This window comes from Chryseobacterium tagetis, assembly GCF_016735585.2.
In the GTDB taxonomy this organism is placed as follows: Bacteria; Bacteroidota; Bacteroidia; order Flavobacteriales; family Weeksellaceae; genus Chryseobacterium; species Chryseobacterium tagetis.
Window position 1 is genome coordinate 230,852 of record NZ_JAERSE020000001.1, and the last position, 15,331, is coordinate 246,182.

Below are 15,331 nucleotides of genomic sequence, written 5' to 3' on the forward strand. Positions count from 1 at the left end.
TCGCTGGATTTTTATGTCTTCTAGATTAATTATGACACAAAATTGCAACTCAATTTAGGAGAAACTTTGAATTTAGAACTTTACAGAGAAGATGTGATTGTGATTTTCGAACCGGTAGCTTATTTCCCATTTTTGAAATCTGCAAATTTCATTAATGATAGCCAGTCCTAAACCGCTTCCGCTATTATCAGAAGAAGATCTAGAAAATCTTTTAAACAAGGAATCTGTATTCAATTTTTCCGTTCCCGAGTTGGAAACTTCAAAAGAAGATTCGTTTAAAACCACAGCTATTGAGCCGTCCTGAAGAGTGTGGCGAATGGCATTAATAAGCAAATTATTGATGAGGACTTCACACAGCCCGCTATTTCCGAGTACTTCAATTTTGGGTTGAATTGATGAAAGTACTGAAAGATTTTTTTGATCAAAATGTTCTTCAAGCATTTCAAGACTCTGTTTTACCAAAACATCAAACTCAATTTTTTCTGAATTATCAAATTGGCTGTTACCTATTTTCGCGAGCAACAACAGGTTTTTATTGATTCTTGAACTACGCGTCAATGCCTTGTTGATATCTTCAGCGATCAGATATTGCTCTTCCGTTAAATTTTCATTTTGAAGCAAAATATCTACCTTGTGCTTAATGATCGTTAAAGGAGTCTGTAGTTCGTGTGAAGCATTTTCCGTAAACTCTTTTTGCGCCTGATAAACAGAAACACTATGTTCTATAAGCTTATTCAAAGATTCGTGCAGTTCTTCAAATTCAATCGTATCTGTTTTTTCGAATTCAACTTGAGGATGGGTATTCAGATTAAACTTCTTGAGTTTTTCCAATGTATTTCTGAACGGTTTCCAGATGCTGGAAGAAAGCTTTCGATTCAGAAATAAGAGACCTAAAGCGATAATAATAAAAAAGAATACGGTAGTTACGGCAATAACGGCAATTGTATCCTGAGATTCTTCAATATTGGTTTGTATGGTAAACAGGAACGGTTTATTATTGATATATACCGTTTTTTTTAGGCATCTGTAACGTTCTATTTCACACTTGTCCCCAAAGTTTTTCCGTTTTTCGATCGTAAAATATAAATCTTCCTTAGGAAAATCTGCAGCAATGTGCTCTATATTAGTTTCAGGCTGAATATGATTCCAAAGTTTTATACTCTTATACAATTCTGCATCAGAAAGTTTCAGAAGATTGAATTCATAAGACGTTTTCTCTGCAATCGTTTTGTTGTGCTCATCGAGTTCGCTTTCCCAAATCGTATTCACTACCCAATAATAGATCGGAATACTTATCGTGAGAATGATAAGTACATAAATGATAAAAGGCTTTGTGGCTTTGCTTAATAATGGCTTCACAATAAGAAGTTGAGAGGGTATAAGTTACAATTTTTTCAAGTGATTAAGAAATCCATTTGTAGCCAGTTCCGTAAACTGTTTTCAGATAATGATTGCAACCCGCATCGTAAAGTTTTTTCTTTAGATTTTTAATATGGGCATATACAAAGTCATGGTTATCCAGCATATCAGCAAAATCCCCAGACAAATGTTCAGCCAAAGTGCTTTTTGAAATGACTTTATTCTTATTTCCAATAAAGTAAATGAGCAGGTCAAATTCCTTTTTAGTAAGCTCGATATTCTGATTATTGATAGAAACGGTTTTGGCTAAAAGATCAATCTGCAGTTCGTTCTGGATAATGATATTAGAATTATTAAACTGCTTTCTGCGGATAATGGAGTAAATTCTAGCCATTAATTCAGAAAGATGAAAAGGCTTCGTAAGATAATCATCGGCTCCCATTTGCAGACCGGTTATCTTATCATCCAATGCATTTTTAGCAGAAACGATAATCACCCCATCCTGTTTGTTTTCTTTTTTTAAAGCTTCCAGAATAGCAAGACCATTTCCGTCAGGAAGCATAATATCCAAGATAATACAGGCATAATCAAAAGCCTCTATTTTGTTCATCGCTTCATGAAATGTAGACGCAAACTCACACAAATAGCTTTTTTCAGAAAGATATTCAGCAATACTTTTAGATAATTCTGCTTCGTCTTCGATAATTAAAATTTTCATGCTGCGAATGTATTAATGCAATTTTGTAGAAATTTTGAATACAATGAGGAATCAATTACTCGACTGCCACAGAATCATCACCACGACCGTCTGCAACCGCATGAATATTTCCGTTATCATCGATTAAAATCATTTCGGTTCTTCCTATTTGTCCCCATTTTTCTGCTTTATAACCTAATTTTTCTAGTTCTTTGATTGTCGTTTCAGGAAAATTCTTTTCAAAAGCAACTGTTTCTGGAAGCCACTGATGATGAAACTTTGGAGCATTTACCGAAATATTGGCGTTTAATTTAAAATCAATAACATCTACAATCGACTGATAAACCGAAGTCGGAATCGTAGTTCCACCCGGAGTTCCGACAATCATATAAGGTCTTTGATCTTTTAAAACAATTGTAGGAGTCATTGAAGAAAGCATTCTTTTATTAGGCTGAATAGAATTGGCTTCTCCGCCTACTGCCCCAAACATATTCGGAACACCTGGTTTTACAGAAAAATCATCCATTTCATTATTTAAGAAAAATCCAGCTCCGGAAACAACGACTTTACTTCCGTACAAACCATTTAAAGTAGTTGTTACAGCAGCTGCGTTTCCATCTTTATCAATAACGGAGATGTGAGTGGTTTCTGTAGATTCTTTGGGTTGTTTTATGATTTTTCCTACCTCAGAACTCGGTGTTGCCTTATTAAAACTGAAGCTTTTCCAGCGGCTTTTTAGATATTCATCAGAAATTAAATAGGAAGTTTTATCCTGAATAAAATCCGGATCGCCCATGTATTCGGCGCGGTCGGCGAAAGCTCTTCGTTCTGCTTCTGTCATGATCTGAACTGCCTGTGTAGAATTCTGCTGATACTTTTCAAGATTTTCGTAGCTCGACATTCTTAGCATTTGAGCCAATAAAATCCCGCCACTTGAAGGCAATGGCATCGAAACAATATGGTTTCCCTTATAATCAAATTCTAAAGCCTTTCTTTCAGCAACTTTATAATTCTTCAGATCTTCTGGTGTAATTATTCCGTTGCCTTTTTTCATTTCAGAAACAAGAAGTTCAGCCGTTTTTCCTTCATAAAAACCTTTTGCACCGGATTTCTGGATTAATTTTAAAGTTTCTGCCAATTCCTTTTGAACTAAAAGATCTCCCGCTTTCCAAGGGGTATTTTTCACAAAAACGGTAGATGTCTGATTGTGTTTTTGAAAATTGACTTTATGAGAATTCAGTAAATTGGCTTCCTGCTCTGTGATGGCAAATCCTTTTTCTGCAATATCAATAGCAGGTTGAATGATTTTCTCCATCGGAAGTTTTCCGTGCTTTAAAGTGGCAAAAAATCCGGCAACACTTCCCGGAATTCCGACTGCTAATCTTCCGTTTTGTGACAGATCTGTATTCACTTTACCCGTTTTGTCGAGATACATATCTCTCGTTGCTTTTTTGGGAGCTGTTTCGCGGTAATCAATCGTGAATGTTTCACCATTACTTTTTACTCCGACCAGAAAACCGCCACCACCGATATTTCCGGCTTGTGGATATACAACCGCCAACGCGTATTGTGTGGCGATAATAGCATCATATGCATTTCCACCCATTCTCAGGATTTTTGCTCCGGCTTCACTCGCGAGTGGGTGTGCAGAGACAACAACTCCTTTGTTTTTTACTTTTACCTCTTTTACAATGTTAATGTCTGTGTATTGTGCTGAAACAGAGAAAGAAAAAAGAATAAATATGATGGCGATCCTTTTCATTTGCAAATTTTATATCCGAATTTACAATTTTGTTTTAAGATAGGGTTGAAAATATTTATTTTTGCTCAAATCAACTAATTATTAAGTAAAATGGAATCCTATACGGAAAGAATACTGATTACAGGTGCTTTGGGACAAATCGGCACCGAACTTACGAACAGACTTGTTGAAATTCACGGAGCAGATAAGGTGGTTGCTTCCGGGCTAGACAGATGGCAAAAGGGAATTACTGCTGCAGGTCATTACGAAAGAATGGATGTTACCAATACTCAATTGGTAAGACAGGTGATCAAAGATTATGAGATCACTACTGTTTATCACTTGGCTTCATTATTGTCAGGAACTTCAGAAAAGCAGCCGATTTTCGCCTGGAAACTGAATCTAGAACCTCTTCTTCATTTTTGCGAATTGGCGAAAGAAGGACTGCTTAAAAAGATCTTCTGGCCAAGTTCTATCGCAGTGTTTGGAAAAGGAATTCCAAAAGAAAATGTAGAACAGGATGTAGTACTGAATCCTACAACGGTGTACGGTATTTCTAAAATGGCAGGAGAAAAATGGTGCGAATATTATTTTGATAAGCATGGAGTAGACGTAAGAAGTATCAGATATCCGGGATTGATTTCATGGAAAACTCCAGCAGGTGGAGGAACTACAGATTATGCAGTAGAGATTTTTTATGAAGCAATTGAAGAAGGAAAATATACTAGTTTTATTTCTGAAAATACAGGAATGCCGATGTTGTATATGGATGATGCCATCAACGCAACTTTAAAATTAATGGAAGCTCCAGCAGAAAATCTTACCGTTCGTTCATCTTATAATTTAGGGGGAATGTCATTTACTCCAAAAGAACTGGCGGAAGAAATCAAGAAAGAAATTCCAGGTTTTGAGATTGATTATAAACCAGATTTCAGACAGCAGATTGCAGATTCCTGGCCAGCTTCGATCGATGATTCTGTAGCGAAAAAAGATTGGGGACTGACCTATGATTTCGGAATTTCTGAGATGTCAAAAGATATGATCAAGAATCTTAAAGTAAAATTAGGTAAAAATTAATTTATATTAAGTTTTACTTTAATTAAAGTGTTTTTTAACATCTGATTTTTAATTTATTATAAATTCTATATAAAATTTAGTTTAAATGGTCTTGTTCACTTTTAACATCGTAAATATTGAAACTGATCCCAAAAACGGGGTTCAAATTTCCGGTGAAGAAAGATTGAAAATATCAGAAAACAATACCAAAGCAATTCTTAGAATTTTAGATATTCATGATGTTAAAGCAAGTTTTTTTGTGGAGATTTCCATTGCTGAAAAACTGCAAAATCTAATAAAAGCAATTTCATCCAAAGGGCATGAAATTGCTTTTTATAATAAAAATTCTGCTCTTCATGAAATTGAAGAAACGAAGAAATTCATACAGGATTTTTTAGAAAAACAGATTCGTGGAATTCGTCAGAAAGACCACAAACTGCCTCATGAAGAATTGAAAATGTTGGAATTTAATTATGTATCCAATATTGATAATGCGAACATTCTTTTTCCTTTCAAACGCTTAAAAAGGGATACGGAAATCATCGAGGAAGACGGAGTAAGTATTGTTCCGGAAAGCATCTCTCCTTACAGTCAGTTACCGTATAATGATTTCGTGTTTCAAATCCTGCCGATGAAATATTACCAGAATATGGTTTTTGAAACTTTGAAGAATGATGATTTTGTTTTGATCTATCTTAATTCCTGGCAGTTCACAGATTTTAGTAAATACCAGTTTGATATTCCGTTTTACAGAAGACTGAATTCGGGCAAAAAAATGGAGGACAAACTAGATGCCCTCCTTACTTGGATCAACGAAAAAGAGATGGCTACTTCCCGTATGAAAGATTATATTTTTTAATGATGAAACCGATTTTAGAATTACCCAGAACGATAAGACTTTTAAATGAAGATGAAATTCCAAGAAATTCTTCGGTCTTAAAAAGATGGGAGGAAAGTAAAACTGCAAATATTGTTCAGGGTTATACATTTCAATTAAATGAAAATAATCCAGACAATGCATTGATTGGTTTTAAATTTTATTGTGAAGTAAATATTGATAATTCCAATCTTTGGAATTTAATTTTAGCTTTATCAGAAACGTTACCTGATGTTGCTTCTGTGTTATTTGGTCATATTGATTTTGATCTCCATTATGGCGATTACAATGAAAAAGAAGAAATATTACAGTTTATAAGTGGATATAAAAGAGAGCTTACACAGGATGCTTTTATCAATTTTGGATTGATTTATAATGATGATGAAAATCTTGTAGAAATATTTGTAGATGAAAGTAAGTATATAAAATATTGGGGAGTAAATGAAGAGTTTTTCAGAAATATAATGAATGATTTCAATTTAAAAGAAATTGAAAATCTTGAATTTATAGATGAATATCCTAAGGTTCGTGAAGTTTTAACGATGTTTGATAAAGATATAATTGATTCAAAGACACTTATCGAAGAATTTTCTGAAAAGTATCTTTAAATCAAATACTATTTTATTTAAAATTAGCTATTAGCTTAATTCAAAAAGAGTAATTTCCGGTAAAACTCCAACTCTTCCCGGATATCCCAATACTCCGAAACCTCTGTTTACATACAGCATTTTTCCTTCACTTTCATATAAATCGGCCCATTTTGGATAACGGTATTGAACCGGTGACCATTTGATGTTTTTTAAGTCTAATCCAAACTGCATTCCGTGTGTATGGCCTGAAAGTGTCAAATGAATGTTTCCTGGATGTTTTTTCACAACATAATCAAAATGGGTAGGGTCATGGCTCATTAAAATTTTTGGTGCTGATTCTGGAACATCTTTTAAAGCATCATCCAATCTTCCGAATTGAGGAAAAGGTTTTAGTCCCCAGTTTTCAACGCCAAGGATATATAGCTTCTCACCATTCTTTTCAATGATTCTGTGCTCATTTCTAAGCATGTCAAAGCCAGCCTGTCTTTCGTAATCAATCAGGGTTTCCAGATTTTGTTTTTTTGCACTTGCAGATTCCCAGTCTACATAATCACCGTAATCATGATTCCCCAATACAGTAAATTTGCCGTCTTTTGCTTTGATTTTTGAGAATAACGGGATGAAAGGTTTGAATTCATCCGCTACATTATTTACCATGTCTCCGGTGAATAAGACTAAGTCAGGGTTTTGTTCATTAATTAAGTTAATAGCATGTTCCAGTTTACTCGGATCGGAAAAACTTCCACTGTGAACATCTGAAATTTGTACAATTTTATAGCCTTTAAAGCTTTTAGGAAGATTGGTGAAATTCATTCGTACTCTTCTTACTTTGTGGCGGTATTTTCCAAAAGTAATTCCGTCAATGAATAAAGCGGAAAGTACGCCGCCTAATCCTAATCCTGCCAAACTCAAGAATTTTCTTCTTTCGGGAAAAAAGTTCTCGGTAGGTTTTGCTAATCCGATTAAATAGCCTCCGGTTCTTACGATGTCATCAATCAATAAAAACAGAACGATGAAGATTTTAGGAAGAATAAAAACCAAAAATAAAGAGATCATAATTTGAGCTCTTGTTGTACTTCTGTCGGCTCTGTTGATATGAGTGACCTCATAGGCGAAAATGCCATAAATGATTAAAGAAACGACCCAATAGCCGGTTCTTATCCAGAAGTTATCCGTCAGTGTTTTTATGGCCTGATAAATATATACTTCTAAAAACAGGAAGATAGCGGCAACAATTAAAAAATTTCTCTGCATAATCAAATGTAAAAAAAGCACAAAGAATAATTTCCCTGTGCTTTTTATATTTTTAAATTAAAAAATAATATTAAGGAAATCTATAAACGATAGCATTGATGTTCATTCCGGCACCAACCGAAGTCATCACAATGTTACCTTTTTCTTTAAACGTATGACCCTCCATTTTTCCTTTAATTATTAAATCATACATAGTAGGAATTGTTGCAACAGATGAGTTTCCAAAATCCTGGATCGTCATCGGGGAGATTGCGTGGTCGTACTCTTTTACATTGTAAAGTTTGTGAAGTCTTTCGATCATGGCGTAATCCATTTTAGCATTTGCCTGGTGAATTAAGATTTTATCGATATCTTCAATAGATAAATCTGCGTCTTCGATTGTTTCTTTAATAGCAGCCGGAACATTTTTAAGAGCATACTCATAAATTTTTCTTCCCTGCATTCTCACAAATAAACGTGTCTGGTCAGAATCTTTATTGATTGAAGGTCCGTTTGCTAAATAATCAAGCTCAATACCATTATCACAGATTGTATTGTGAGCGATGATACCTACATTTTCTTCGTCAGTAGCTTTTACTACGACAGCACCAGCTCCGTCTGCGAATATCATTCTGTTTCTATCGGATGGATCTGTTACTCTGCTCAATGTTTCACCCCCGATTACCAGAATCGTTTTTGCTGATCCTGCTTTGATTAATGTATTAGCTAGAATCATTCCTTCTACCCATCCCGGACATCCGAAAAGCATATCGTAAGTGATACATTTTCTGTTTTTTATGCCTAGTTTGTTTTTTACTCTTGCAGCCATTGTTGGCATAAAGTCGGCGTAACCATTTACGGTAACCTCTCCGAAATTACTTGCGTATATAATATAATCTAGTTCTTCCTGATCTATTTTAGCATCTGCAATTGCAATTTTTGCAGCTTCGTAACCGATTTGTGAGTTAGAAAGATCTTCTTCTATGAATCTCCTGTTTTCTATTTCTGTAATTTCTACAAATTTCGCAATAGTTTCCTCAGCAGGCTTGTCAATCTTCACCCCGTCTTCTGAATAAAACTCTGAATCTAGAAAATAGTCTCTTCCGATAATTCTGTTGGGAAGGTAAGATCCAGAACCAATAATGATCGTATTCGGCATTCGTTTATATGATTTTTTTTAAAGATGCAAAGTTAATAATTAATATTAATAACGGAGAATTAAAAATATTATTAAATTTGCAAAAATTGTACTTTACAATCTATGAAAAACAATTCATCCTTAAAAGGCTTAGTTATTGCAATTGTGGTGTTTATTATTGCCTTTGGGATCTACTTCCTTTTTTTAGCAAAGAAGAATTATTATGTGGTAGATAATCCTACACCCAATACCTATTATTATAAGATTAATAACGGTTCTGAAGGAATTGTTGCGGGCGGTCAGTTTGTGCATGTAGATTTGAACCAAGGAAAAAATTCTATTAAAGTTTTCGATCAAAATAAAAAATTACTTTACGATTCTGCGTTTCAAGTAAACAAAATTCGTGGATTGATTAATATTGCGCATCAGGATTATTATATGAATGATCAATATTATGGATACAATCTTAAAAAAGATTCATTACTTTTGGCTCTTGATAAAACAATGATCGACGGAAAAGCCTATTATGGAGGGGCAAGACGCTTCAATAAGCTTTATACTGAAGATTTTTATTATAATGTAGATGAAGATTATGATAAAATTATCAAAAATATCCAGCAGGTAGAATCCAGATCGAAAATTTTCAGAAAACAGGATTACCTTAATTATTATAAAGAATATTACAAGTTTTAAGTTTTGACAAAAGATATCAACCAAGTTACTCCCTACAATTCTGAGGCTACAAAGAAAAGCCAGGTAGAGGATATGTTCGACAATATTGCACCAAAATACGATCTTCTGAATCGTGTTTTATCTCTGAAAATTGATGTTTTGTGGAGAAATACTTTGGTGAAATGGATGAAAAATGACAACCCGCAAGAAGTGCTGGATGTGGCTACAGGAACGGGAGATTTAGCAATTACTATAGAAAAAGGAACAGGTTCCAAAGTAATTGGTTTAGATTTATCGCAACAAATGTTAAATGTTGGCGTTATTAAAATAAAAAAACTTAATTTAGACGGCAAAATTTCCATGCAAAAGGGAGATGCAGAAAATTTACCTTTCGAGGACAATAGATTTGATGCTGTTTCCGTTGCATTTGGAGTAAGGAATTTTGAGAACCTTACCAAAGGGTTAGCAGAACTAAGAAGAGTAGTTAAAGATAACAAGAGTGTTTATATACTTGAGTTTTCAAAGGTTGAGGGGCTTTTAGGACCATTATATATGTTTTATTTTAAAAATATATTACCTGCTATAGGCAGATTGGTCTCAAAAGATAATAGGGCATACACATATCTTCCGGATTCTGTAAACGCTTTTCCTTTTGGGGAGAAGATGAGACAAATTCTTTTAGATACAGGATTTAAAAAAGTTGAATATAAAAAACTAAGTTTAGGTATAGCCACAATTTATAAAGCAACAAAGTAACCTATGAATAAATTTTTATTAAGAGCACTGGTTTTAGCGTCAGTAAATATTGCAGTTTTGGCAAATGCACAATTCTTCAGAACCCGAAACAGAATGGATAAGTTGGAAGACTTTGACGAGCAAAAGTTCAGTTGGGGATTTTTTTTGAATGGCAATATGCTTGATTATCGTATCGTACTTAATCCAAGATACGGTACTTACGGGAACCAAAATCTTGTGTCATCCAAAGAAAGTACTAGTTTTGGGGCTGGTCTTATCGCGAAATGGAGGCTTAATGATTATTTAGATTTAAGAATGGAGCCGGGGTTACAGTTTGCTCAAAGAAAGTTATTGTTTAATACTCAGATTAATGATCAGTATCAAAACGGTACTTTAACTAATGATCCGTTTATTCCTATACCTCTTACAGATAAAGATATGAATAGAGAAGTTAAGTCTACTTTACTTGATATTCCTGTATTGTTGGAACTTCACGGACATAGATGGTACAATTCTAGACCATATATTGCTGCAGGGGTGAATTATATCGTAAACTTACAATCAAATTCAGACTCTACAGATGATAATATGCAGCAGGTTTTCAGATCTACAACGCATAACTTTGCATGGTCTGCCGAAATGGGTATTCAATTCTACTTCAACAAATTTAAATTGACACCGGCAATCAGAGGGACTTTCTTTATGAACAATGAGATTGTAGCGGATAATGCAACAACTCCTCCTTATTGGGCATCGGCTATATCAACCTTACAAACAAGAGCTATATTGTTTGTATTGAAGTTTGAATAGAAATTATTTAAAAATAAATATTGAGGAGATACGCTTTGTATCTCCTTTTTTTGCTTTAAACTCAAAATATAGAGACTTTTATTTTTGTTAATATTAATATTTTGTTATTTTTGCTAATAGTTAGAATATACAAAACCTGAAATGCTTCAAGAGTTAGAAACCAATTTTTCAGAATTAGAAAAAAAGATTATGAATTTGCAAAAAAATTACAATAATCTTGCTGAAAAGTTATCGGAACTAAGCATTGAAAATAAAGATTTGCAGAAGAAATATGATGAGGAAAGAAAGAAAAATCAGGTATTAGCAGAAGAACAAAAAAATATAAAACTTTATTCAGCAATATCAGGAAATCCTGAACACAATAGATTAATGAAAAACCATATCAACAGATTGGTAAAAGAAATTGATTTCTGTATTGCTCAGCTTCAAAACAGTGGATTATAAATGGAAGTAAGAAGAATAACCATAAACATCGCAGGAAGAGTCTATCCACTGAATGTTCCCGCAGCAGAGGAAGAAACTCTGCGTAAAGTGGGGAAGCAGATAGAGAATATGATTAAAGATTTTGAACAGAACTTCGATGTAAGAGACAAACAGGATGCTTTAGCTATGTGTGCCCTTAAATTAGGAACCAATGCTGAAGTAGTGTCTGCGAACTACGAAAAAAATATAAATTCTACCAACGAAAGATTAAGTAAAATCAATCAATCGCTGAATGAAATTGGAAAATAAATTTTCCAAAAGACTGCCTACAATAATTCTAACACATTAAAGGTAAACTCAACGCTAAACAATTACCGAACAAATGTCCGTTGAATGGCGCGCCGGTTCGTCCGGATTACAGACAATGGAAATCAGTTCAAATCGTGTTGATTAGGAGTTTACTCTCAATCCCTGGATTATTGTAGGCTTTTTTTATTTATGAAATTTGACAATTAAAACTCAATATATATGACAACAACCGCTATTATTATAGGCGTGATTTGCTTAGTAATAGGTGCAGTAATAGGAATGTTTTTTTCCAAAAGCTCATTAAATACTAAAGCAAAATTTATTATAGATGATGCGACGAAAAATGCCGAAAACCTTGTAGAAAAAGCTAATGTACAAGCTGAATCCATAAAAAAAGAAAAAAATCTTCAAGCTAAAGAAAAATTCTTGGAATTGAAATCTCAGCACGATGCTGATATTCAATCTCGCGAAAAGAAAATGCAGGAGGTTGAAAAAAGAATCAAAGACAAAGAAAACAAGTTGAATGATGAGCTTAGCAAGACAGGAAAACTTGAAAAAGATCTGGATAAACAAATTGCTGATTACTCTAAGAAAACAGAAATTTTAGACAGAAAGCAACAGGAATTGGATACAGCAACTGCTAAAAAAGTAGAGATCCTTGAAAAGATTGCTAACTATACAGCAGACGAAGCTAAAGCAGAATTGGTAGAAACCATGAGAGCTGAAGCAAAAACAAGAGCTCAGGCACATGTTCAGAGTATCATGGAAGAAGCTCAAATGAACGCGAAGAATGAAGCTAGAAAAATCGTTATTCAGACAATTCAGAGAATTGGAACAGAGCAGGCAATCGAAAACTCAGTATCTGTTTTCAATATTGAATCCGATGAAGTAAAAGGTAGAATTATCGGTAGAGAAGGTAGAAATATCCGTGCTTTAGAAGCAGTTACAGGTGTGGAAATCATCGTAGATGATACCCCAGAAGCTATTCTTCTTTCATGTTTCGATCCGGTAAGAAGAGAGATTGCAAGATTATCACTTCACAGATTGGTTACAGACGGTAGAATTCACCCTGCAAGAATTGAAGAAGTTGTAGAGAAAACTAAAAAACAGATTGAAGAAGAAATCATTGAAGTAGGGAAGAGAACGATCATTGATTTAGGAATTCACGGATTACACCCAGAATTGATTAAAATCGTAGGGAGAATGAAATACCGTTCATCTTACGGGCAAAACCTATTACAGCACTCAAGAGAAGTAGCTAATATTGCTGCAACAATGGCTGCTGAATTAGGATTAAATGTAAAACTAGCTAAAAGAGCAGGTCTGTTACACGATATTGGTAAAGTTCCAGAGCAGGAGTCTGAACTTCCTCACGCTTTATTAGGAATGCAGTGGGCAGAAAAATATGGTGAAAATGCAGAAGTTGTAAACGCAATCGGAGCTCACCACGACGAAGTTGAAATGACTTCATTATTGTCACCGATCATTCAGGTAGCCGATGCTATTTCTGGAGCTAGACCGGGAGCAAGACGTCAGGTTTTAGAATCTTATATCCAAAGATTAAAAGATCTTGAATCTGCAGCACTAAGCTTTGACGGAGTTTCATCAGCTTATGCAATTCAGGCAGGTAGAGAATTGAGAGTAATGGTAGAAAGCGGAAAAGTAAATGATGAAGTAGCTTCTCAGTTATCTTACGACATTTCAGAAAAAATCCAGAACGAATTAACATATCCTGGACAGGTAAAAGTAACAGTGATCAGAGAAACGAGAGCTGTGAATATTGCGAGATAATAATCGGAAAAAGATATTTTATAAAAACCTTTCAAGAAATTGAAAGGTTTTTTATTTTTAGCGAAATTTATTAACTGAATATGCAAGAACTTTCTTTGTCTTCAAAATTGAAGTACATCTTTTCTATTCCTGTGATTATTGCCGCTCTGGGATACTTTGTAGACATCTACGACCTGCTTTTGTTTGGAATCGTAAGAATTCCGAGTTTGAAAGCGTTAGGACTGAATCCTGATGTTGACGGTACCTTTATTCTCAACTGCCAGATGACAGGTTTACTTATCGGAGGGATTTTCTGGGGAATTTTTGGAGATAAAAAAGGAAGATTATCAGTGTTGTTCGGATCAATCTTGGTGTATTCCTTAGCTAATATCGCTTGTGGGTTTTTGCCTTATTTTCCGAAAGAGCATTTAGTCTACCAATACGCCGCTTTAAGATTTATTGCTGGGATTGGGTTAGCTGGAGAGCTTGGAGCGGGAATTACACTGGTTTCTGAGAGTTTACCAAAGAATTTAAGAGCGATAGGAACCTCTGTAGTAGCTGGTTTTGGATTAATGGGTGCAGTTGTAGCTCAATTGACAGTAGAATTGGCAGGAGGTTGGAATATCTCTTACATCATCGGTGGAATTCTGGGAATCTTACTTTTGTTTTTAAGAATTAGCGTTGCTGAATCTGGAATTTATAAAAACATTGAACATGAATCTGTTTCCAAAGGAAATTTTCTTTCCTTCTTTACGAATAAAGATCGTTTAGTACGATATTTAAAATGTATTGCTGTAGGATTGCCAACCTGGTATTGTATTGGGATTTTGGCGGTTTTAGCGAATCAGTTTGCTCCCGAATTAGGAATTAAAGATCTAAACCCCGGAAAAGCAATTATGTGGGCTTATGTTGGTATTTCTGTAGGTGATTTGATGAGTGGTTTTATTTCTCATGCTTTAAAATCTAGAAAAATGGCTATTTTCTATATGTTGGTTTTTACCATCATTGGAGTCGCAATTATGTTATTTGGGAATACAGATACCGAGACAAAATATTATATCTTCTGTGTTTGGTTAGGATTGGGAACAGGATATTGGGCGATGTTTGTAACATTGGCTGCAGAACAGTTCGGGACCAATATCAGAAATACGGCGACCACAACAGTTCCGAATATGGTTCGTGGATTGGTTCCCGTAATGATCTTTATTTTTGATTTTTTTAAGAAAGACTTTTCAGTAATTATCAGTGCTGCTTTGGTAGGAGTTATTGTGTTTGGATTGGCTTTTTATTCCTCATTGACGATCTCAGAAACCCATAATAAAGACCTTGAATTCACAGAATAATTTAAGTGTTTAAGAAATATTCAACCAGTATTTTTCGTTATTAATTTAATAAATACAGTTAAATAAGAAGATTATGAAATTTAATATTAAATTATGCTTCATATAATTAATATTTGTTTAACTTTAAAAAACAATAAACTATAAAATAGTACAAACCTTAAAACTAAGTAACAATGCAAAACAACATGTTAAAAAACGCGAAAAAATTACAAAAACAAGATCTTAAAAACATCATGGGAGGAATAAGCGGTAATCCGGATTTATCCCTTTGCGGATGCGATTGTGCAGGAGCTGTAACAGGACCTAAATATTGCGGTCAATATATGGCTTGTCCACAAGTTTACACTTGCAATCAGTCAGCAGTATAAGAAATTATTTCAACTAGAAATAAACATTTCCACATTTAATACGCAAAGGCCTTTTGAATTTTCAAAGGGCCTTTGTAATTTATAGAACTCATCTTTTTACACTTTCAAAATTCCCCTCCTTTGGAGGGGTGGCGAAAATTCAAAGAATTTTTGACGGGGTGGTTCAAACTCATTCTCTATCATAAAAACAATAACTCTTCACAGATATTT

The 15,331-nt window shown here is 34.3% G+C and carries 16 protein-coding genes; 11 read left to right on the plus strand and 5 right to left on the minus strand.

Going from position 1 to position 15,331, the window contains the following annotated elements; translation table 11 throughout:
- Window positions 1-72: 72 nt before the first annotated feature.
- From porY to ggt, 3 genes are read right to left on the minus strand one after another with little or no spacing between them, the layout of a single operon-like run.
- A complete protein-coding gene (gene porY, locus JI747_RS20400) occupies window positions 73-1,359 on the minus strand; it encodes a sensor histidine kinase (protein WP_225685639.1) in 1,287 nt (428 codons plus the stop codon).
- A 43-nt stretch (window positions 1,360-1,402) separates the two neighbouring features.
- Entirely contained in the window at window positions 1,403-2,077 is a 675-nt protein-coding gene (locus tag JI747_RS01020; protein ID WP_225685640.1) for a response regulator transcription factor, read from the minus strand.
- A gap of 55 nt (window positions 2,078-2,132) precedes the next feature.
- Window positions 2,133-3,818, minus strand: coding sequence for a gamma-glutamyltransferase (ggt, locus tag JI747_RS01025; RefSeq protein ID WP_225685641.1), 1,686 nt, complete (start codon window positions 3,816-3,818; stop codon window positions 2,133-2,135).
- Window positions 3,819-3,908: 90 nt separating this feature from the next.
- Here ggt and JI747_RS01030 point away from each other — a divergent pair, with 90 nt between their 5' ends.
- The 3 genes from JI747_RS01030 (at window position 3,909) to JI747_RS01040 (ending at window position 6,338) form a co-directional block, all read left to right on the plus strand.
- Complete coding sequence (locus JI747_RS01030; RefSeq protein WP_225685642.1) at window positions 3,909-4,874, plus strand: NAD-dependent epimerase/dehydratase family protein; 966 nt, start codon at window positions 3,909-3,911, stop codon at window positions 4,872-4,874.
- Window positions 4,875-4,959: 85 nt separating this feature from the next.
- Window positions 4,960-5,712: a polysaccharide deacetylase family protein gene (locus JI747_RS01035; protein ID WP_225685644.1), complete on the plus strand. Its 753-nt coding sequence runs from the start codon at window positions 4,960-4,962 to the stop codon at window positions 5,710-5,712.
- A complete protein-coding gene (locus tag JI747_RS01040) occupies window positions 5,712-6,338 on the plus strand; it encodes a hypothetical protein (protein WP_225685646.1) in 627 nt (208 codons plus the stop codon). The genes JI747_RS01035 and JI747_RS01040 overlap by 1 nt, the downstream gene beginning before the upstream one ends.
- A gap of 30 nt (window positions 6,339-6,368) precedes the next feature.
- Here the strand turns inward: JI747_RS01040 and JI747_RS01045 are convergent, their stop codons facing one another.
- Together JI747_RS01045 and JI747_RS01050 are read right to left on the minus strand one after the other, a co-directional pair.
- Entirely contained in the window at window positions 6,369-7,574 is a 1,206-nt protein-coding gene (locus JI747_RS01045; protein ID WP_225685647.1) for a metallophosphoesterase, read from the minus strand.
- Between the two features lie 70 nt (window positions 7,575-7,644).
- Complete coding sequence (locus JI747_RS01050; protein WP_225685648.1) at window positions 7,645-8,712, minus strand: 3-oxoacyl-ACP synthase III family protein; 1,068 nt, start codon at window positions 8,710-8,712, stop codon at window positions 7,645-7,647.
- A gap of 102 nt (window positions 8,713-8,814) precedes the next feature.
- Between JI747_RS01050 and JI747_RS01055 the strand changes: the two genes are divergently transcribed.
- From JI747_RS01055 to JI747_RS01090, 8 genes are all read left to right on the plus strand, one after another.
- Window positions 8,815-9,384, plus strand: a complete 570-nt coding sequence (locus JI747_RS01055; RefSeq protein WP_225685649.1) for a hypothetical protein — start codon at window positions 8,815-8,817, stop codon at window positions 9,382-9,384.
- Window positions 9,385-9,387: 3 nt separating this feature from the next.
- On the plus strand, window positions 9,388-10,119 hold the full coding sequence (ubiE, locus tag JI747_RS01060) for a bifunctional demethylmenaquinone methyltransferase/2-methoxy-6-polyprenyl-1,4-benzoquinol methylase UbiE (RefSeq protein WP_225685650.1): 732 nt from the start codon (window positions 9,388-9,390) through the stop codon (window positions 10,117-10,119).
- 3 nt (window positions 10,120-10,122) lie between these two features.
- Entirely contained in the window at window positions 10,123-10,908 is a 786-nt protein-coding gene (gene porT / locus JI747_RS01065) for a type IX secretion/gliding motility protein PorT/SprT (RefSeq protein WP_225685651.1), read from the plus strand.
- Between the two features lie 141 nt (window positions 10,909-11,049).
- A complete protein-coding gene (locus JI747_RS01070) occupies window positions 11,050-11,352 on the plus strand; it encodes a hypothetical protein (RefSeq protein ID WP_225685653.1) in 303 nt (100 codons plus the stop codon).
- Window positions 11,353-11,640, plus strand: a complete 288-nt coding sequence (locus JI747_RS01075) for a cell division protein ZapA (protein ID WP_225685655.1) — start codon at window positions 11,353-11,355, stop codon at window positions 11,638-11,640.
- Window positions 11,641-11,859: 219 nt separating this feature from the next.
- Entirely contained in the window at window positions 11,860-13,431 is a 1,572-nt protein-coding gene (gene rny, locus JI747_RS01080) for a ribonuclease Y (protein WP_225685658.1), read from the plus strand.
- A gap of 80 nt (window positions 13,432-13,511) precedes the next feature.
- Complete coding sequence (locus JI747_RS01085; protein ID WP_225685659.1) at window positions 13,512-14,753, plus strand: MFS transporter; 1,242 nt, start codon at window positions 13,512-13,514, stop codon at window positions 14,751-14,753.
- Between the two features lie 173 nt (window positions 14,754-14,926).
- Complete coding sequence (locus tag JI747_RS01090) at window positions 14,927-15,121, plus strand: hypothetical protein (protein WP_225685660.1); 195 nt, start codon at window positions 14,927-14,929, stop codon at window positions 15,119-15,121.
- Window positions 15,122-15,331: the final 210 nt, after the last annotated feature.